Source organism: Oceanisphaera submarina (assembly GCF_046521305.1).
GTDB classification, from domain to species: Bacteria; Pseudomonadota; Gammaproteobacteria; order Enterobacterales; family Aeromonadaceae; genus Oceanimonas; species Oceanimonas submarina.
In genome coordinates this window covers 17,378-34,512 of sequence record NZ_JBKGFN010000003.1, presented here as the reverse complement: position 1 = coordinate 34,512, position 17,135 = coordinate 17,378, and the positions used below count along the sequence as shown (strand labels likewise).

Genomic DNA, 17,135 nt, shown 5'->3' with positions numbered 1-17,135 from the left:
GCCTAAGCATAGCAGCCCAACGGCGCCGAACTACGCCGTATTCCACGGATTCCCGCCTAGCGCTTTTTCGAGCTGCTCGAGGTACCGGCGGCCGCTTTGCGCGGCTTGCGTTTGCGGAAGTTTTTCGACTTGCCGCCACCCTGCAGGTCCGTGAACGCCGCCGGATCCACCTGGCTGATAAGCGCAGGCAAGGAAGCTTCCAACTCGGCCATAAAGCCCTGATAACCGGCCTGTTTGCGGCTGATGGCATCGAGCACCGCCTCCCAGCGGGCAGTCATGTCCGGAGTGGTGGCCGACTCGGGCAGGCTGCCGATCAGCCTGATACCCGCCTCGGTGGCCCGAATTTGCTTGCCTTCACGCCTTAAAAACTGGCGATTGAACAACAGCTCGATAATACCGGCACGGGTCGCCTCAGTACCCAGGCCATCGGTGTCGCGCAGTATTTTCCCGAGCTCGGCGTCGGTGACATAACGGGCTATATTGGTCATGGCCGCCAGCAGGGTGGCGTCGGTAAAGTGCCTGGGCGGCTGGGTCAGTTTATCGAGCAATTCACCTTCGAGGCATAGCAGGGAATCACCCACCGCCAACGCGGGCAAGGTCGACTGTAACTCGGGGTCTTCGTCCTCTTTTTTACCCGGCTGGGCAAACAGGGCTTTCCAGCCCGGGCGGATTTGCTGCCGGGCACGAGAGACGAAGCGGCCTCCGGCGATGTCGACATCCAGCTGCTTGTCTTCATATTCCCAGGGTGGATAAAACTGGGCCAGATACTGACGGGCAATCAACTGATACACATTCTGTTCGGCCCCGGACAGCTTGCCGCCGTCCATCGCCCGGGCGGTGGGAATAATGGCATGGTGCGCTTCGACTTTTTTGTCGTTCCAGGCCTTGCTGCGCAGGCTTAAATTCGCCTCGGCCACCGCCGGCGCCAGTTCGGGGCTGGTGCGGGCCAGCGCCCCGGTGACCGCCTCGGCCTGATGATAATGATCTTCCGGCAGATAGCGGCAGTCGGAGCGGGGATAGGTAATAAGCTTGTGCCGCTCATACAGGGTCTGGCAAACATCCAGCACCAGCTTGGCGCTGAGCCCGAAACGGCGAGCGGCGTCAATCTGCAAGGATGACAGATTGTAAGGCAGAGGTGGTGCCTGCCGACGCTGCTTGCGCTCGGCCCCGACCACCCGTCCCGGTTGGCCCTGAATGCGTTTGATGACGTTTTCTGCCAACGCCCGGGACAAGATCCGACCTTCTTCGTCCTGCCAGGGCTGACAGGCTTCACTGGGCTGCCATTTGGCCTTGAATCGCTCACCAGCCTCGGTCTGCAACAGGGCCAGCACCTCAAAATAGGGCTTGGCGGTGAAGGAACCGATCTCCCGATCCCGCCGTACCACCAGACCGAGCAACGGAGTTTGCACTCTGCCTACCGACAGCACCCCCTGATACCCCATTTTCTGGCCCTGAATGGTACAGAGCCGACTCATGTTGATGCCATAGAGCCAGTCGGCCCGGGAACGTGCCAGCGCCGACACTGACAGCGGCACAAAGTCCCGGTTGGGTCGCAGCGCCGCCAGCGCCTTCTTGACCGCGGCCGGGTTGAGGTCGCTGATCAGACAGCGTTGTACCTTGTCCCGACGGGCGACGGAGACCCCGCAGAAGCTGATAACCTCGTCCACCAATAGCTGGCCCTCTCGATCCGGGTCACCAACATGAACGATGTCATCGGCCTGCTTTAACAGCTTCTTCAGCACCGTCAGCTGGCTGCGGGTCTTTGGCTTGGCTTCGAGCTTCCACTCACGGGGGATGATCGGCAGGTGTTCCAGCCGCCATTGCTTGAAGGCCGGATCATAGGCGGCGGGCTGAGCCTGCTCCAGCAGATGCCCGATGCACCAGCTGACCACGTCGCCGTTGCCCACACGAATAAAACCATCCCCCTTCTGATGGGGTTTGGGCAACACCTCGGCCAGGGCGCGGCCCAGACTGGGTTTTTCGGCAATGTAGAGGATCATAGGGGACGCTTGTGACTGCAAATCATGGCTGCAGATGGCTACTGTATATGGATACAGGTTAGCAGCAGAAGGGGACCGACTTCAATAATCGTCCTGCAGCAGAAAGTCGTCCATGGCTTCCACCAGATAAATCCAGTCGTCTTCCACCACCGGCGTCACCGGATCTTCTTCACCCTCGCCATACTCTTCCCAGTAGTAGGCTCGCAGCGCCAGGGGAAAATCGCCGTAGTCTTCGGCCAGCGCAGACAGCGGACCAAACCAGAGGATACGGGTCAGACCACTGGTGAGATCGTTGAGGTATTCCACCAGGGTTTCCGGCTCCGGATATTGCTCCATCAGCAACTCGAACCGATCCCGCGCCGCCGAGGTTTGTTGTTGGTCCAGCTCACCCAGTTCGGCCACATGATCCAGGTAATCATTTAGCAGGTAATGCCGGGCCTGATCTTCGTCGCTCAGCCACTGGCAACGGGTTTCCTTGCGGCTGATCACCGACAGTGCCACGCCTTCATCGAGAAAACACAATCCCCATAACCGATTATCCATTCAATACTCCGCTGCTTGCCCGAAAAGCCGCCAGTTTAACCGATGTGAGCGGGAGGTGGTAAGCCTCTCGCGCCCAGCCTCTTAGTCACAAATCAACCTGTGGAATTAAAGAGGCAACAGGGTTGCCTCCTCCGACACGCTGCGAGCACATCCCTGTGACACTCAGCAAATGCCATCTGACCGCCATGGATGGTGGGAATGCCTGGACGGCCGGGGCCCCAGGGAAGGATTTACGGCGTGTCGGCGGAGTTGTGCCCTTTGTCCGACCTCCTATCGCCACTTGTCACCAGAAACCAACAAAAATTTGTAACCAAGAGGTGGCCTCACCCCTCACTATTCATCGCCTTTTTCTTGTTCCTGGCTTTAGGCCGGGTTCTCCACCAGCGGCTCAGCTTGTCACGCCGCCACCACAACAGACTCAGACTGAGCACCAGATAGATGACCGGCTCAATCCAGCCGGACTTGACGCCCCACCAGAAATGTATCGGTATCAGCAGGGCCGGCAGATAAACCCAGTTGTGCAGCCGCTGCCAGCGACTACCGAGCCGGCGCTGCCAGCCGCGGGTAGAAGTGACCGCCAGCAACAGCAGTGCCAGCCAGGACACCATGCCCAGGGTAATAAAGCCGCGCTTGACCAACTCCTCGCCAATCTGGCCCCAGGCCAGTTGCAGGTCGAGCAGTAACCACACCAGCAGGTGCAAGCTGGCATAGGTAAAACACCAGAGCCCCAGCAGGCGCCGTATCTTGATCAGGCCGCCGCTTTTCAGCTTTTTGGCCAGAGGGGAGATGCAGAGCGTCAGCAACAACAGCCGTAACGCCCAGTCGCCGAGAAACTGCAGCAACTCGGGAATGGGATCGGCACTGAAGCGCCCGCTTTCAAAAGCCCAGGGCAACCACAGCAGCGGTAGCACAGCTGCCACATGCAGCAGTACCTTCAGCCGGGTTATCCCTTTGGGAGTCAGCTTCATCAGTACAGCTTCCTCAAGTCCATGCCCCGGTAGAGACTGGCTACTTCGTCTTCATAACCGTTGAACATCAGGGTCGGCTTCCGCTCGCTGCCGAACAGGCCGCCTTCGCCAATCACCCGCTCGCTGGCCTGGCTCCAGCGGGGATGATCCACCTCTGGATTGACGTTGGCATAAAAGCCATATTCGTAGGACGCCAGCTGATTCCAGGTGGTGGGCGGCTGCTTGTCGGTCAGGTGGATGCGAACGATAGACTTGATGCCCTTGAAGCCGTACTTCCAGGGCACGACCAGCCTTATCGGTGCACCGTTCTGGGGCGGCAGCGTCTTGCCGTACATACCCACCGCCAGCAGTGCCAGCGGGTTCATGGCTTCGTCCAGCCTCAGTCCTTCCACATAGGGGTAGTCGATGCCGCCGCCGGTAAAACGGGAGGCCTGGCCGCGCATCTGCTCCGGATCGTAGAGGGTTTCAAAAGCGACATATTTAGCCCTGGAGGTCGGCCCGGCGGCCTTGATGATGTCCGCCAGGGGCACCCCAAGCCAGGGAATGACCATGGACCAGGCCTCGACGCAGCGATGACGATAGATACGCTCTTCGAGTCGCTGTTTTTCCATCCACGCCCACACATCCAGCGTCTGGGGCCGGTCAACTTCACCCGAAATGGTCAGGGTCCAGGGCCGGGTCTTGAACTGCTGCGCATAACGGGCCGGATCCGACTTGTCGGCGCCGAACTCGTAGAAGTTGTTGTAGCTGCTGGCCACCCGCTCGGCCGTTTGCGGTATGGCAAGCCGGTAGGCCTCGGGGCGCTCGAAGGTCAGGGGAATGGTCTGAGCCGCGCCAGCATCGGGGGCGGTTTCCTTACCGCCCAGCAGGGAGTCGAACAAACCGGCGCTGGCCGGGCCACTCAGTGCCGCCGCTCCCAGGCCTAACCCCAGGCCTTGCAGTATCTGCCGACGCTGGCGATAAATTGGCTCCGGAGTCACCTGGTTTTCACTCAATTCCGATTTTTTCTTGTTGTGAATCCGCATCTGAAGCCTCTTGTGTCTGTCCGATTGCATACAAAGAGCGTCCTCCCTGCAGAAAAATTTCACCCCTTGCCTTTTTCCTTGTAGGTGCCGGCCTCGATGCCGTGTCGGTTGAGCAACTTGTAGAAGTCGGTCCTGTTGCGCCCGGCAAGCCCTGCCGCCTGGCTGACATTACCTTCTGCCATGCGCAGTATCTTGTGCAGATACAGCCGTTCAAACTCGGCTCTGGCCTCGTTGAAAGTAGGAAACTGTTCGCCGCTGCCCGCCAGTATGCCTTCGAGCAGTTGCGGGCCTATGACCGGGGCCGAGGCCAGTGCCACCGCCTGCTCGACCACATTCAGCAATTGTCGTACATTACCCGGCCAGTTGGCCGCTGCCAGCATCGACAACGCCTCGGGAGCAAAACCGGTCACCTGGGTCTGCTGGCGCTGCCTGAGCAAATCCAGCGCATGGCGCGCCAGCAGTGGAATATCCTCGGGCCTTTGCTGTAACGCCGGCAGATCCAGATTTACCACGTTGAGCCGATAAAACAGATCTTCCCGAAAGGTCGCCTGCTCCATGGCGGAAACCAGATCCCGATTGGTGGAAGACAACACCCGCACATCGGTCTTGATGCTGTGGGTCGCCCCCAGCGGTCGCACCTGCTGCTGCTCCAGTGCTCGTAACAATTTTATCTGCAGCGACGACGACAGCTCACCGACCTCTTCCAGCAACAGGGTCCCCCCCTGGGCGGCAAGAAAGACACCGGGATGATCGGACACGGCACCATCGAAGGCACCTTTGACATGGCCGAACAGCTCCGACTCCAGCAGTTGCTCTGTCATGGCGCCGCAGTTAAGGGATATAAAGGGATAATCCCGCCGCGGGCTGGCATCGTGCAATACCTCGGCCATCAATGCCTTGCCCGAGCCGGAGGGCCCGGTCAGCATCACGCTGATATCCAGCGGGGCCATGCGCCGGGCCTGCTCCAGCAACGCCACCATGACCGGGCTGCGAGTCATGATCCTCTGTTGCCATTCGTCTTGCATCGCCGGCAGCGACACCGACAAGGCTTCGTTGATGGTCTTGCGCAGCGCTTCCTTGTCGATAGGCTTGGTCAGAAAACCGAATACACCGGAACGAGTGGCGGTAACCGCGTCGGTAATGGAGCCGTGGGCGGTCATGATCACCACCGGCAGCCCTACATGCTGACGCTGAATCCGGTCGAACAGTGCCAGACCATCCATGCCGTCCATGCGCAAGTCGCTCAACACCATATCCGGCCTTTCCTGCTCCAGCCATTCCAGTGCCTCGGCGCCGCTCGCGGCCGTGCTCACCTCGAAGCCTTCGCTTTTCAACCGCAGTCCCAGCAGCTTCAGCAGGCTGACGTCGTCATCCACCAGCAGTATTCTGGCTTTACGCTTCATGGCGTCTACTCTCGGAATTTACGTTCGTTGATCTGCTCATCGATGCTGGCCAGCTCCTTCAGTTTACGGGTCAGGGTGTCGACCTGTTGCTGCCGCTCGGTCAGTTGCCGGTGAAAGGTCAGCAGCTCCTGATTATAGCTCTGATAGACACCAAAAAATTGCTGCACCCGGGTATTCACCGCCGGCAAATGCTGTTTAAACAACTGCTGGGCCTGCTGCCGCTGGTTGATACTCGCCCGGGGGTGACTCAACCACAAGGCCAGCTTCAACTCGTTATTGACGGGCATGTTCTGCAGCTGCTGCAACCGTTGCTGACGCTCGACTTCGCTGCTGCTCATCATCTCGGCCGACAGCTGCAGCCAGTCATTCAGCTCCTGGCTGTCGGAGGCCGGACTCCAGGTGGGTTCGGGTTGCTGCTGATAAGGCAGCGAAAACGGCAATGAACAGCCAGTCAGCATCAATGCCAACACACCGCAATACCACGCTCTATTCATTTTTTGTCCCTTTGTCATTATTTTTGGGCAGGCTCAGTTCAAAACAAACCAGCTCTGCCATGCTTGTATTCAATGTCAGGCGTCCACCCATGCTGACGGCGGCCTCCCGCGCGATACTCAGCCCGATGCCGGAGCCTTTGAGTACGCCCTTGCGCACCTGACTGCCCTGCACGAAAGGCTCGAAAATGCGCTCTCGGTCCCGTTCCGATATCGGCTGGCCGGTGTTGGCCACCGTCAGCACATAAGCCTCCGGCTCGAACCAGGCTTCCACCCGCAACAAGCCATCCACATCGGCGTAATTTACCGCATTGGAGATAAGGTTATCCAAAACCAGCTTCAATCGATGACCATCTGCCAGCGGGCATTCATCATCCAGCGCCAGGCTGACCTCTAATCTCTTGTTTTCGATGGTCAGTCGGTGAGCCTCAAGGCTTTGTTCCAACAGCGGTAACACCACCACCGGCTCCTGATAGACCTGTACCTGCTGAATGCGATTGTAATCGAGTAACTGTTCGATCAGCCCCTGCAGGCGAAAGCTGTTATGTACCAGCAGCTCGCAGATTTCTTCCTGCTCGACGGTCAGCGGGCCCGTCACCTGTTCCAGCAACAGATCGGCCCCCTCCCGCAAGCTTGCCAGCGGCGTTTTCAGCTCATGGGACAGATGCCGCAAAAACTGCAGCTTCTGCGCTTCCAGCTCACGCAATCGCTGATGCAGCCACTGCAGCTTGTCGCCCAGTGCCACCAGCTCCGCCGGCCCCCGTATCGGTTTTTCGTCCGGCTCGACCCCGGCGCCCAGGCTAAGAATACGCCGCTCCAGCTGCCGCACAGGACGAATGATGAGATAGGTAAACAACAGCACCAGTACCAGGCTTGCGCCCCCGAGGGCCGCGCTCAGCATCCACAATTGCTGCCGCACCTGAATGACATGCTCCCGCAACTGCCGAATGCGTCCGTCAATCTGTGCCCGGGTCAGCTGATCCAGCGCCAGAGTGGCGCTGTTGAAGGCGTTGAACATCTCCACCCGCTCGCGAATTTGCTCACCACTGGCCTGGGCCAGATCCACCAAATAGACCAGCTGATGTTGTAAGGAGGCGCCAAGGTCGCCACCGTCGATGCCCAGCAGCAACTGATCCAGCTCCAGCCGATAACGCTCCAGCAACCGCAGATAGGAATGGCGTAATTCCGGATTGCCCAATACCGCATAGCGGCGGATGGCTCGCTCCATCTCGAGGGCAAGGTCGTTCATATCCGATGCACGCCGGGTGTCGATGACAGCACTTTCAATCCCGTCCTGCGCCAGCAAGTTGACCCTGTCCAGACTGCGACCATTCTGAATGACCAGCAGGATCAGCGGCAGCAACACCAGGGTAAAGGCGATCAACACCAGTCGCAGCAAAGAGCGGGGGGCAAATCCCCTGACCGCATTAGACATTATCCATACACTCACTCGGTTATTAGGTCTGTTGATCTTTCGAGATGATTTTTGCAGCCGCTTGTGGGGTCTTGATACAAGGCAGCGCTGATGCCATGCGGTCATTCTACATAAATGAGCGATAACGCAGTAGTCAGCCCCCACAAATGCTGCCCTGCGGGGGCGGTTAAACACAGGCTACAGAAGCAACAACTGTCACTCCGAGACGTATTGTGCCCGCCGGACAACGGCCGAAAAACTTCAGTACCGCTCGCCACTGGCGACCCTGACTATCAATCGTTCAGGCGGTACCTATTGGCTTACCGAGCCTAACGATGCCACACTCAGTTTATGAGTAATACAAGGAGAATGGCGATGGCAACAGTAAGTGAAATCATGCGGCACAGTCTACCCACGCTGAGAGCCGAAATGTCCATCACCGAGGCACTGGACAGGCTGCTGGAGTCCGGCCTGAGTGGTTTGCCGGTGGTGGATGCGCAGCGACAGATTATCGGCTTTCTTTCCGAGCAGGACTGCATCCCAAAGTTGATCAATGCCAGCTACCACTGTGACAGCAGGGTCACGGTCAATGATTTGATGCGCAGAGATCCGCTGACCGTGTCGGCCAATGACGACGTATTCGAGCTGGCACGCCTCATGGGCGGCGCCAAACCCAAGCTCTACCCGGTAGTCGAAAACACCAAGGTCATAGGCATCGTCACCCGACATCAGGTCATGCTGTTTCTCAACAGACAGTTGCAGAGCTGTTCCATCAATTACTGAGTCAATGACTGACAGGGGTATTCAGAACGCAAAACGGGAACCCTGAGGTTCCCGTTTTTGCATCTCGGCGCCGCCGTTTACAGCAGAGCGTCGACCGATTCATGCAATTCTGCCGGCCACACGCCGCATTGTACCTGACCGATATGCGACAGTTGCAGCAACAGCATGGCGAGGCGTGACTGACCGATGCCGCCACCTATGGTCTGAGGCAGCTCTCCGGCCAGCAGTGCCTGGTGCCATTCCTGTCCGGCTCTGTCTTCATGACCGGTCAGCGCCAGCTGGCGGCGCAGCGCTTCCTGATCGACCCGGATGCCCATGGAGGAAATCTCGAAGGCGTCTTCCAGTACCGGGTTCCACACCAGAATGTCACCGTTCAGACCGGCCAGGCCATCTTTACCTGCGCTGGACCAGTCATCATAGTCCGGTGCCCGCACATCATGAATGTCGCCGTGGCTGAGTTTGCCGCCGATGCCAACCAGAAACACGGCACCCAGTTCTTTGGCGATAGCGCGCTCGCGGCCCTTAGCATCCAGATCCGGATAACGGGTCAGCAGCTCTTCCGCATGCAGCACCTGAATTTGCTCGGGCAGGAAAGGCGTCAGACCAAATTCGGCGGCCGCCGCCTGCTCGGTACGCTTGATGGCCCCATAAATGCGGTTAACGGTGCCAATCAGGAAGTCTGCATCCCGATCCTGCGCCGACATAACCTGTTCCCAGTCCCACTGATCCACATAAACGGAGTGGATGGGGCTCAGGCGGTCTTCGTCCGGGCGCAGCGCCTTCATGTGAGTGTAGATGCCTTCACCCGCATCGAAGCCGAAGCGACCCAGGGTATGACGCTTCCACTTGGCCAGGGAATGCACCACTTCGAAGGAGGCAGAGGGGATGGCCTTAACCTTTACCTGCACCGCTTTTTCGGAGCCGGACAGATTGTCTTGCATACCGTCACCCAGGCGACTGAGAATGGGAGCCTGCACTTCCAGCAGATTGAGTTGCTGCGCCAGTTGACCGGAGAAATACTCCTTCACAAAACGGATCTGGCGTTGGCGTTCAATATAGGATTGCTTCATCTCATTCACCTGAGGTTGCTGATTGGTTTTGATGAATACTCAAGGAATATCGCTTTAAATTCAACATTAAATGGAAAAAACTCCACGCTTAATTTAAATTCATCAAAATACCGCCTTATTTTTGCAGGATATTCAAAATATGATGGAAAAGAGCGACCTTCATTATCGTATCGACAATCTGGACAAATCCATTCTGATGGCGTTGATGGAAAATGCACGGGTGCCCTATGCAGAACTGGCCAAGCGTTTTTCGGTCAGTCCCGGCACCATTCATGTGCGGATAGAGAAAATGAAACAGGCGGGCATCATCGAAGGCACCCGGGTGCAGGTGAACCCCAAGAAGCTGGGTTACGACGTCTGTTGCTTTATCGGCATCATACTGAAAAGCGCCCGGGATTATCCCCGGGCGCTGGCCAAGCTGGAACAGCTGGAAGAAGTGGTCGAGGCTTACTACACCACGGGCCACTACAACATCTTCATCAAGGTGATGACCCGCTCCATCGACGAGCTGCAACATGTGCTGGTCCACCGCTTGCAACCTATCGACGAAATTCAATCCACCGAAACTCTGATCTCGCTGCAGCAGCCGATAGACAGGGATGTAACGCCTTGAACCGTGAGGGGGGGAATTTCCCCCCTACATCTTACTCTCAGTTCAGTTTGTTCAATGTCTCCTGCATCTGCTTGAGGCGCAGCTGTTTCACCTTGCTGTCGGCGGCAATTTTCTCCAGGGTGGCGGCTTTCAGTTCCGCATTTTCTATCTTGTCCGCCTTGTGCTCGGCCATCAGCTTGTGCAGCAGCATCTGCTGCTCCATGGCCACCAGGCTGGCCTTGCGGCTGGTCAGAAACTGCGCCTTCAGCTCGGGGCTGTCCAGCTTTTCCAGCCGCTTGTTCAGGTGCTGTTCAAAGCGGGCCGGGTCCATCATCCTGCCGTGATGGCGCTGACTGTGATGGCCCCGCACTTTCATGCCCCCGCGCTCGCAGCCCTCTTTCATGTGCGCTTTGCGCGCCTCATCTGCCCCGGCCTGACCGTCGGCTTCGTGATGAGCGGCACTCACCAGAGCGGGTACCGTCAACAAGGTGGCGGCAAGCAACAGGGCGTTGTATTTGGCTTTCATCATAATGACCTCTATCGGTGGTGGTTTCAGCATCAATTAAAGCAGCGCCTTGTCAGTCAACTGTGTCACCCACCGGATTTTTTGTCACAAAGTGTGACATCTTTGCCCACTGCCATACTTTGACATTATTTACCTGCCCGGGGCGCTTATACTGGCCCGGTAGCAACGAGAGGGCGATTCATGAACAAAGGCAGGCAGTTACTGGTGGTAGACGATCACGGGGAAATTCGCGATCTGCTGAAGCGTTTTCTGGAGCAACATGGCTATCGGGTACAGGCCGTGCGGGACGGCCAGGAAATGCGCCAGTACCTGAGCCGCCAGAGCCCCGATCTGATCATTCTGGATTTGATGCTGCCCGGAGACGACGGCCTGACCCTGTGCCGCGAGCTTCGCGGCCAGGGCAATGAAGTGCCCATCATAATGCTCACTGCCGTGGGTGAGGAAACCGACCGCATAGTGGGCCTGGAAATGGGTGCCGACGACTATCTGCCCAAACCCTTCAATCCTCGCGAGCTGCTGGCCCGTATCAAGGCGGTATTACGCCGCCAGCCTGAGCCAGGGTTGACGCCATCCGCCGATGAACCCCGGCTCATCCGCTTCGGTCACTGGACCCTGGATCTGTCCCGTCGGGAATTGCTCGACGACAAGGGCGTGACCATCAGCCTGAGCACCGCCGAGTTTGATCTGCTGCGGGTCTTTACCCGACATCCCAACCGGGTGCTGAGCAGGGACCAGTTACTGGATCTGGCCCGGGGGCGGGAGGCTCAGGCCTTCGACCGCGCCATCGACACCCTGGTCAGCCGACTGCGGCGCAAGCTCGAGTCCGACTCCCGACACCCGCAACTTATCAAGACCATCTGGGGCGGCGGCTATATGCTGGTGGCCGATATCCACCATGGGAACTAGTCGCCTGCGCTACTGGCTGGGCAGTCTCACCGGCCAGGTCATACTGGTAGCTCTGTTTGCCCTGGTCCTGATCCAGCTGGTGGGCGTACAGATTTACCGCATGGAGCGGGAAGAAACCCTGGGGATGGTCAACAGCCGCTTTACCCTGCAACGGCTGATTGCAGTCACCCGCCTGCTCAACCAGTCTCCCCCCGCCCTACACGACGAAATTCTGCGCGCCAGCCGCAGCGAAACCCTGCTGCTGACAGTGACGGACACCCGCCCCCGGCCCGGTGAGCACAGCGCAAACTTCGAGCGCATCATACGCAACAAGCTCGACTACCCCGCTCGACGAGACATTCATATCAGCATCGAGTCCCGCCAGGGTCTGCGCGACTGGGCACCCCGGGAGCGGGGACAGGATCGTCGTCGACATCATCACTCCCCACCGCTGTCCGATATTCGTCTCCATGGCGTGATCGAGTTGGCCGACGGCCGCTGGCTGAACTTCACCTCGCTGATCGATCGGGACATTCCCGCCTGGTCCGCCAGGGCGATACTGTCCTTTGTGGTACTGGCTGCGCTACTGGCCGGAATGATGATCTGGCTGCTGCAACGCACCACCCGGCCCCTGAAAGAACTGGCTCGCCAGGCCGAACGTCTGGGCCGGGGCGACAAGCTCGAGCCCCTACCTGAAAGCGGGCCCAGCGAAATTCGCGAGATGCTGTCCGCCTTTAACCGCATGCAGGACCGGCTCGATCGATTCGTGTCCGATCGCACCCGCATGCTGGCGGCCATTTCACACGACTTGCGCACCCCCATCACCACATTGCAGCTGCGCTGCGAGTTTCTGCCCGAAGGAGAAGACAAACAGAAACTGCAGCAAGGTCTGAAACGGATGGAGCAAATGCTGAACGCCACCCTGCAGTTTGCCCGGGAAGACGGCCTGGCCGAGCCGGTACGGGATCTGGACTTGCCCAGCCTGCTGCAAAGCCTGTGCGACGATTTGCAGGACAACGGCCATGAGGTCAGCCTGGAAGAACAGGACGCCATCATCTACCGGGGTCGCCCCACCGCCCTGCGCCGGGCGCTGCAGAATTTGCTGGACAACGGCGTCAAATACGGCGGCAAGGTGGAAGTGCGATTACTGGCCGAACCGAGACGGGTACGCGTGCTGATCCGTGACTTCGGTCCCGGCATTCCGCAGGATCAGCTGGAAGAGGTATTCAAACCCTTCACCCGGCTGGACCCGGCCCGCAACCCGGAAGACGGCAGCATAGGGCTGGGCCTGGCCATCGCCCGCACCCTGATCCATCAGCATGGCGGCGAGCTCACGCTGGACAATCACCATGATGGAGGACTGCTGGTTCAGGTGCGGTTACCCCGCTGAGGGCGGCTTTACAGCCAGGGTGAAAGCCCCTACATTGGGCGGCATTACACCTACAAGGAAAGCATCCGATGAAAGACGAAACCCTGGCGGTCCATCATGGCTATATCACGGATCCCACCACCAAATCGGTGGCCGTGCCTATCTATCAGACCGTGGCCTACGAATTCGACAGCGCCCAGCACGGCGCCGATTTGTTCAACCTGGAAGTCCCGGGCAACATCTATACCCGCATCATGAACCCGACCAACGACGTGCTGGAGCAGCGGGTAGCCGCACTGGAAGGCGGCATCGCCGGTCTTGTGGTGTCGGCCGGCAGTGCCGCCATCCACTATGCCCTGATCACCCTGGCCAGGTGCGGCGATAACATCATCACCACGCCGCAGTTATACGGCGGTACCTACACCCTGTTCGCCCATATGCTGCCGAGCATGGGGATTGAAGTACGTTTCGCCGAAGACGCCAGCCCGCAAGCCATCGCCCGACTTATCGACGCCAACACCAAGGCGGTATTCTGCGAAAGCATCGGCAACCCGGCGGGCAACGTCGCCGACATTCAGGGACTGGCCGACGTGGCCCATGCCCAGGGGGTACCGCTGGTGGTCGACAACACAGTCGCCACTCCCCTGCTGTGCAAGCCCATCGACTTCGGCGCCGACATAGTGGTGCACTCGCTCACCAAGTACATCGGCGGCCACGGCAACTCCCTGGGCGGCATTATCGTCGACAGCGGAACATTCCCCTGGGCCGAACACAAGGCGCGTTTCCCCCAGTTCAACGAACCCGAGCCGGCCTATCATGGTGTGGTCTACACCGAGGCCTTCGGCCCGGCGGCCTTTATCGCCCGCGCCCGCACCGTGCCGCTACGCAACACCGGCAGCGCCCTGGCGCCGCTCAACGCCTTCCTGTTGCTGCAGGGACTGGAAACCCTGCCGCTGCGCATGGAACGTCATGTGGACAACACCTTCAAGGTGGCCAACTTCCTTCAGGCCCATCCACAGGTGGCCTGGGTCAACTACGCCGGTCTGCCGGAACACCCGGACTTCGAGCGCGCCCAGCGTTTCATGAAAGGCAAGCCCTCGGCCATTCTGTCGTTCGGGCTCAAGGGCGGCTACGAAGCGGGTGTACGTTTCTACGATGCGCTCGCGCTCATCAAGCGACTGGTCAACATAGGCGATGCCAAGTCACTGGCCTGTCACCCGGCCTCCACCACCCACCGCCAGATGAGTGAAGCCGAGCAGGCCCAGGCCGGGGTGAAGCCGGAGATGATCCGCCTGTCTATCGGCATAGAGCACAGCGACGACATCATCGCCGATCTGGAGCAGGCGCTGAAGGCCTGACTCGTGCCATTCCCATGTGCCACTGGATGCAGATTAGGGCTTTCGCCACGTAGTGGACATAGGCCCAAGGGTCAGCTCCGCCGACCATCACATGCCATGGACTAAGGCCATCTCCCTTTAGCGATGGCTGCAAACATTCACTGGATGTTCGCAGCCGTTAACCAGCACAGGTGGCCTTAGAGCATGGCGAGTCGGCGGAGCGGACTTTGTTCGAGATGGGTACCTCCCGACAGGCTCTGGCCCTTTCAGCCTTCCTCGACCATGCTTGGGGATATGCCTGAACAGGAGCCAGTCATGTCCGTCAATCCGGAGTTATCGCCCCGTCGTCATTCCAGCCAGGCCAAGGATGAGCAGGCCCTCGTCACCGAACAATTGCAGCACTTCGGTATCGACCCCGACAGCCCTTACGGCCAGCATCTGGGCCAGGCGGTGCTCAACCTCAACCGCACCAATCAGGACATTCACGCGCTCTGGCAACTGACCGAGGACACCCTCGCCAGCCTGCCGCCCGAACAGCAGGTCAGCCGCTTCAACACCAAGAAATTTCTCTCCTTTCAGCTGGCCAAGGTGCTGGAAAACCTGCAGACCCCGTTTCGCCGGCAATGGCGCGGACTGAACATGGAACTGGGCTCTCGGCTGGCCAAGGGCCCCTATCCGCTGTTTGATCGAGTGCCGGCGCTGTTTTCCGCCAACCCGGTGATAGTGCGCACCGCCACCTATATCTATGCCTGTACCGAATGGATCGACGATGCCTTTCAGGGCCGGGAGTCCAGCCATCCCATCTATACCCGGCTGCTCAATCCCACCTCACTGGCGCTGGCCAATACCATGGTCGAGCTGGAAGCCGGTCCCTACAGCGCCGATTACCTGGCCTGGAACTTCAATTCCGGCATGGCCGCCATCGATGCCCTGCTGGGCACTGTGCTGGAGCGTGACGATGTGCTGCTGGTCAGCCGTAATGTCTATGGTGGCGTACATCAACTGCTGCAGGACTATTACGCCCGGCCGCAGAAGCTCGGCGTCACCCTGGCCTGGTTTGACGGCACCACGGCCGATGAATTCCGCCAGGCCCTGCAACAGGCACTCACCGATAACCAAAAGGCACTGGACCGAGGAGCACGGCTGCGGGTCTATCTGGAGTCACCCTGCAACCCCCATGGCTTTATGCTGGATGTGCCCGCCATCTGCCGGCTCGGCCACGCGGCCGGTGCCCTGGTGATGCTGGACGCCACCCTGGCCACCCCTGTGCTGTTTCGCCCGCTGCAGCGTGCCGACAAGGCCGAGCGACCGGATTTTGTCATCCATTCCTATACCAAGGATCTGAGTGGCACCGGCAGCACCACCGCCGGTGTGGTGATAGGCGAACAGCCACGTATGTTCCTGCCCAAGGACGAACCCGGCTGGGAGCAAACCCTGTTCTGGCAGGTGTATTACATCAAGGGGGCTTTTCTGGACGGAGACAAGGCCTATGAGGTGATGACGGGGCTGAAAACCCTGGAGCTGCGCATGCTGGCCAAGTGTATCAATACCCTGGTGATGACCCGCTTCCTGGACTCTCACCCGCAGATCCGGGTGAACTCCCACGCCCTGGAGCAGCACCCCAATGCCGGACTGCGGCACCAACTGCTGGAACTGGGCCTGCCCAGCCCGCTGTTTACCTTAGATCTGGAACCGGCGGGGCTTTCCCGGGACACCTTCGTACGCTTCTTCGATGCCCTGGAGCCGGCTTTCTCGCATATGGTCAGCCTGGGCCAGACCAACACCCTGGTGCTGTGCCCGGCGCTGACCTCCCATTCCGAGCTGGACGATGCCGCCCTGGCCGCCGCCGGCATCAGCCGCACCGGTATTCGGGTAGCCATGGGCATAGAGCGGGTGCAGGAGCTGATCGCCCACCTCATACTGGCCACCCGGCTGCATATAGATCCGGTCAGCCCCGGTTTCAGCCAGCAATTTATGGTCGCCGAACAGGTGGATGCGCTGGTCGAAGCAACCACCCTGACCGTGCATCGAGAACACCTGTCACAACAGAGCAGGCTGGCGGACCTGTTATAAGGTTGCGCTCAACCCCAGCGCCAGCTTGGCGGCCAGCAACCACATCAGGGTGCCGATGATGGCATCCATCCCCTTCTGTACCGCAGATCGATTGAGCCAATTGCTCATCCGCGCCGCCGCCAGGGCCAGGGTAAAAAACCAGATCAGCGAGGCGCTGAAACAGCCGATGGCGAAGGCCCACTTGTCCTGTTCGGCAAAGCCACCGCCGACCGAGCCCAGTATCATCACGGTTTCGATATAGACCTGAGGATTGAGCAGGGTTACCGCCAGCACCCCGATGATCACCGCCTTCAGTCCCCGTTCACGCCCGTTCAATGCCACCGTCTGCCCCTGCTGAAACACCCGGCGCCAACAATGAGCGCCGTACAACAGCAAAAACGCCATGCCCGCCAGGCTGATGCCCCAATAGAGCACCCCGTGAGACTGCAGGACGGCACCACCACCGAACACGCCCAGGCTTATCAACAGCACATCGAACAGACTGCAGATGGCCGCGACCAGAAGATGGTACTGCCGCCGCATCCCTTGATTGAGCACGAAGGCATTCTGCGCCCCGATGGGAATAATCAGCCCCGCCCCCAGCGTAAATCCCTGTACCCAGGGCAACCAGTACATCATCTTCCATACCCACCTTACCGACTTGAATGGCGACCAGA

At 59.3% G+C, this 17,135-nt stretch carries 16 protein-coding genes; 6 read left to right on the top strand and 10 right to left on the bottom strand.

Annotation, left to right across the window (positions count from 1 at the left end):
* Positions 1-56: 56 nt before the first annotated feature.
* The 7 genes from ACLEIV_RS04250 to ACLEIV_RS04220 form a co-directional block, all read right to left on the bottom strand.
* Complete coding sequence (locus tag ACLEIV_RS04250) at positions 57-2,000, bottom strand: DNA topoisomerase III (protein ID WP_410455420.1); 1,944 nt, start codon at positions 1,998-2,000, stop codon at positions 57-59.
* 81 nt (positions 2,001-2,081) lie between these two features.
* Positions 2,082-2,543: a hypothetical protein gene (locus ACLEIV_RS04245; RefSeq protein ID WP_410455419.1), complete on the bottom strand. Its 462-nt coding sequence runs from the start codon at positions 2,541-2,543 to the stop codon at positions 2,082-2,084.
* A gap of 323 nt (positions 2,544-2,866) precedes the next feature.
* Positions 2,867-3,511, bottom strand: coding sequence for a protein-methionine-sulfoxide reductase heme-binding subunit MsrQ (gene msrQ, locus ACLEIV_RS04240; RefSeq protein WP_410455418.1), 645 nt, complete (start codon positions 3,509-3,511; stop codon positions 2,867-2,869).
* Positions 3,511-4,536 (bottom strand): protein-methionine-sulfoxide reductase catalytic subunit MsrP, encoded by a 1,026-nt coding sequence (gene msrP / locus ACLEIV_RS04235; protein WP_410455417.1) that lies wholly within the window; start codon positions 4,534-4,536, stop codon positions 3,511-3,513. Before msrP ends, msrQ begins: the two co-directional genes overlap by 1 nt.
* 59 nt (positions 4,537-4,595) lie before the next feature.
* Positions 4,596-5,939: a sigma 54-interacting transcriptional regulator gene (locus tag ACLEIV_RS04230; RefSeq protein ID WP_410455416.1), complete on the bottom strand. Its 1,344-nt coding sequence runs from the start codon at positions 5,937-5,939 to the stop codon at positions 4,596-4,598.
* 5 nt (positions 5,940-5,944) lie between these two features.
* Complete coding sequence (locus ACLEIV_RS04225) at positions 5,945-6,433, bottom strand: hypothetical protein (protein WP_410455415.1); 489 nt, start codon at positions 6,431-6,433, stop codon at positions 5,945-5,947.
* Entirely contained in the window at positions 6,426-7,865 is a 1,440-nt protein-coding gene (locus ACLEIV_RS04220; RefSeq protein ID WP_410455414.1) for a sensor histidine kinase, read from the bottom strand. Before ACLEIV_RS04220 ends, ACLEIV_RS04225 begins: the two co-directional genes overlap by 8 nt.
* A gap of 375 nt (positions 7,866-8,240) precedes the next feature.
* On the opposite strand from ACLEIV_RS04220, the gene ACLEIV_RS04215 reads away from it, so the two are divergent.
* Entirely contained in the window at positions 8,241-8,627 is a 387-nt protein-coding gene (locus ACLEIV_RS04215) for a CBS domain-containing protein (protein WP_410455609.1), read from the top strand.
* A 77-nt stretch (positions 8,628-8,704) separates the two neighbouring features.
* Here the strand turns inward: ACLEIV_RS04215 and asnA are convergent, their stop codons facing one another.
* Positions 8,705-9,697 carry an aspartate--ammonia ligase gene (gene asnA, locus ACLEIV_RS04210; protein ID WP_410455413.1) on the bottom strand — a complete coding sequence of 331 codons (993 nt, stop codon included), beginning with the start codon at positions 9,695-9,697 and terminating at the stop codon, positions 8,705-8,707.
* A 142-nt stretch (positions 9,698-9,839) separates the two neighbouring features.
* Between asnA and asnC the strand changes: the two genes are divergently transcribed.
* Complete coding sequence (gene asnC / locus ACLEIV_RS04205) at positions 9,840-10,310, top strand: transcriptional regulator AsnC (protein ID WP_410455608.1); 471 nt, start codon at positions 9,840-9,842, stop codon at positions 10,308-10,310.
* Positions 10,311-10,347: 37 nt separating this feature from the next.
* Here the strand turns inward: asnC and ACLEIV_RS04200 are convergent, their stop codons facing one another.
* Entirely contained in the window at positions 10,348-10,818 is a 471-nt protein-coding gene (locus tag ACLEIV_RS04200) for a hypothetical protein (protein ID WP_410455412.1), read from the bottom strand.
* Between the two features lie 177 nt (positions 10,819-10,995).
* Between ACLEIV_RS04200 and ACLEIV_RS04195 the strand changes: the two genes are divergently transcribed.
* The 4 genes from ACLEIV_RS04195 to ACLEIV_RS04180 all read left to right on the top strand — a co-directional run bounded on the left by ACLEIV_RS04195 (position 10,996) and on the right by ACLEIV_RS04180 (position 16,479).
* Complete coding sequence (locus tag ACLEIV_RS04195; protein WP_410455411.1) at positions 10,996-11,721, top strand: response regulator; 726 nt, start codon at positions 10,996-10,998, stop codon at positions 11,719-11,721.
* Positions 11,711-13,090, top strand: coding sequence for an ATP-binding protein (locus ACLEIV_RS04190; protein ID WP_410455410.1), 1,380 nt, complete (start codon positions 11,711-11,713; stop codon positions 13,088-13,090). The genes ACLEIV_RS04195 and ACLEIV_RS04190 overlap by 11 nt, the downstream gene beginning before the upstream one ends.
* A 68-nt stretch (positions 13,091-13,158) precedes the next feature.
* Entirely contained in the window at positions 13,159-14,427 is a 1,269-nt protein-coding gene (locus ACLEIV_RS04185) for an O-acetylhomoserine aminocarboxypropyltransferase/cysteine synthase family protein (RefSeq protein ID WP_410455409.1), read from the top strand.
* Positions 14,428-14,721: 294 nt separating this feature from the next.
* Positions 14,722-16,479, top strand: coding sequence for a trans-sulfuration enzyme family protein (locus tag ACLEIV_RS04180; protein WP_410455408.1), 1,758 nt, complete (start codon positions 14,722-14,724; stop codon positions 16,477-16,479).
* Here the strand turns inward: ACLEIV_RS04180 and ACLEIV_RS04175 are convergent.
* Positions 16,474-17,097 (bottom strand): LysE/ArgO family amino acid transporter, encoded by a 624-nt coding sequence (locus tag ACLEIV_RS04175; RefSeq protein ID WP_410455407.1) that lies wholly within the window; start codon positions 17,095-17,097, stop codon positions 16,474-16,476. The two genes, ACLEIV_RS04180 and ACLEIV_RS04175, sit on opposite strands and share 6 nt — an antisense overlap.
* Positions 17,098-17,135: the final 38 nt, after the last annotated feature.

Coding starts and splice junctions, on each gene's coding strand:
- ACLEIV_RS04250 (WP_410455420.1), bottom strand. CDS start 2,000: ATGATCCTCTACATTGCCGAAAAACCCAGTCTGGGCCGCGCCCTGGCC.
- ACLEIV_RS04245 (WP_410455419.1), bottom strand. CDS start 2,543: ATGGATAATCGGTTATGGGGATTGTGTTTTCTCGATGAAGGCGTGGCA.
- msrQ (WP_410455418.1), bottom strand. CDS start 3,511: ATGAAGCTGACTCCCAAAGGGATAACCCGGCTGAAGGTACTGCTGCAT.
- msrP (WP_410455417.1), bottom strand. CDS start 4,536: ATGCGGATTCACAACAAGAAAAAATCGGAATTGAGTGAAAACCAGGTG.
- ACLEIV_RS04230 (WP_410455416.1), bottom strand. CDS start 5,939: ATGAAGCGTAAAGCCAGAATACTGCTGGTGGATGACGACGTCAGCCTG.
- ACLEIV_RS04225 (WP_410455415.1), bottom strand. CDS start 6,433: ATGAATAGAGCGTGGTATTGCGGTGTGTTGGCATTGATGCTGACTGGC.
- ACLEIV_RS04220 (WP_410455414.1), bottom strand. CDS start 7,865: ATGTCTAATGCGGTCAGGGGATTTGCCCCCCGCTCTTTGCTGCGACTG.
- ACLEIV_RS04215 (WP_410455609.1), top strand. CDS start 8,241: ATGCGGCACAGTCTACCCACGCTGAGAGCCGAAATGTCCATCACCGAG.
- asnA (WP_410455413.1), bottom strand. CDS start 9,697: ATGAAGCAATCCTATATTGAACGCCAACGCCAGATCCGTTTTGTGAAG.
- asnC (WP_410455608.1), top strand. CDS start 9,840: ATGGAAAAGAGCGACCTTCATTATCGTATCGACAATCTGGACAAATCC.
- ACLEIV_RS04200 (WP_410455412.1), bottom strand. CDS start 10,818: ATGATGAAAGCCAAATACAACGCCCTGTTGCTTGCCGCCACCTTGTTG.
- ACLEIV_RS04195 (WP_410455411.1), top strand. CDS start 10,996: ATGAACAAAGGCAGGCAGTTACTGGTGGTAGACGATCACGGGGAAATT.
- ACLEIV_RS04190 (WP_410455410.1), top strand. CDS start 11,711: ATGGGAACTAGTCGCCTGCGCTACTGGCTGGGCAGTCTCACCGGCCAG.
- ACLEIV_RS04185 (WP_410455409.1), top strand. CDS start 13,159: ATGAAAGACGAAACCCTGGCGGTCCATCATGGCTATATCACGGATCCC.
- ACLEIV_RS04180 (WP_410455408.1), top strand. CDS start 14,722: ATGTCCGTCAATCCGGAGTTATCGCCCCGTCGTCATTCCAGCCAGGCC.
- ACLEIV_RS04175 (WP_410455407.1), bottom strand. CDS start 17,097: ATGATGTACTGGTTGCCCTGGGTACAGGGATTTACGCTGGGGGCGGGG.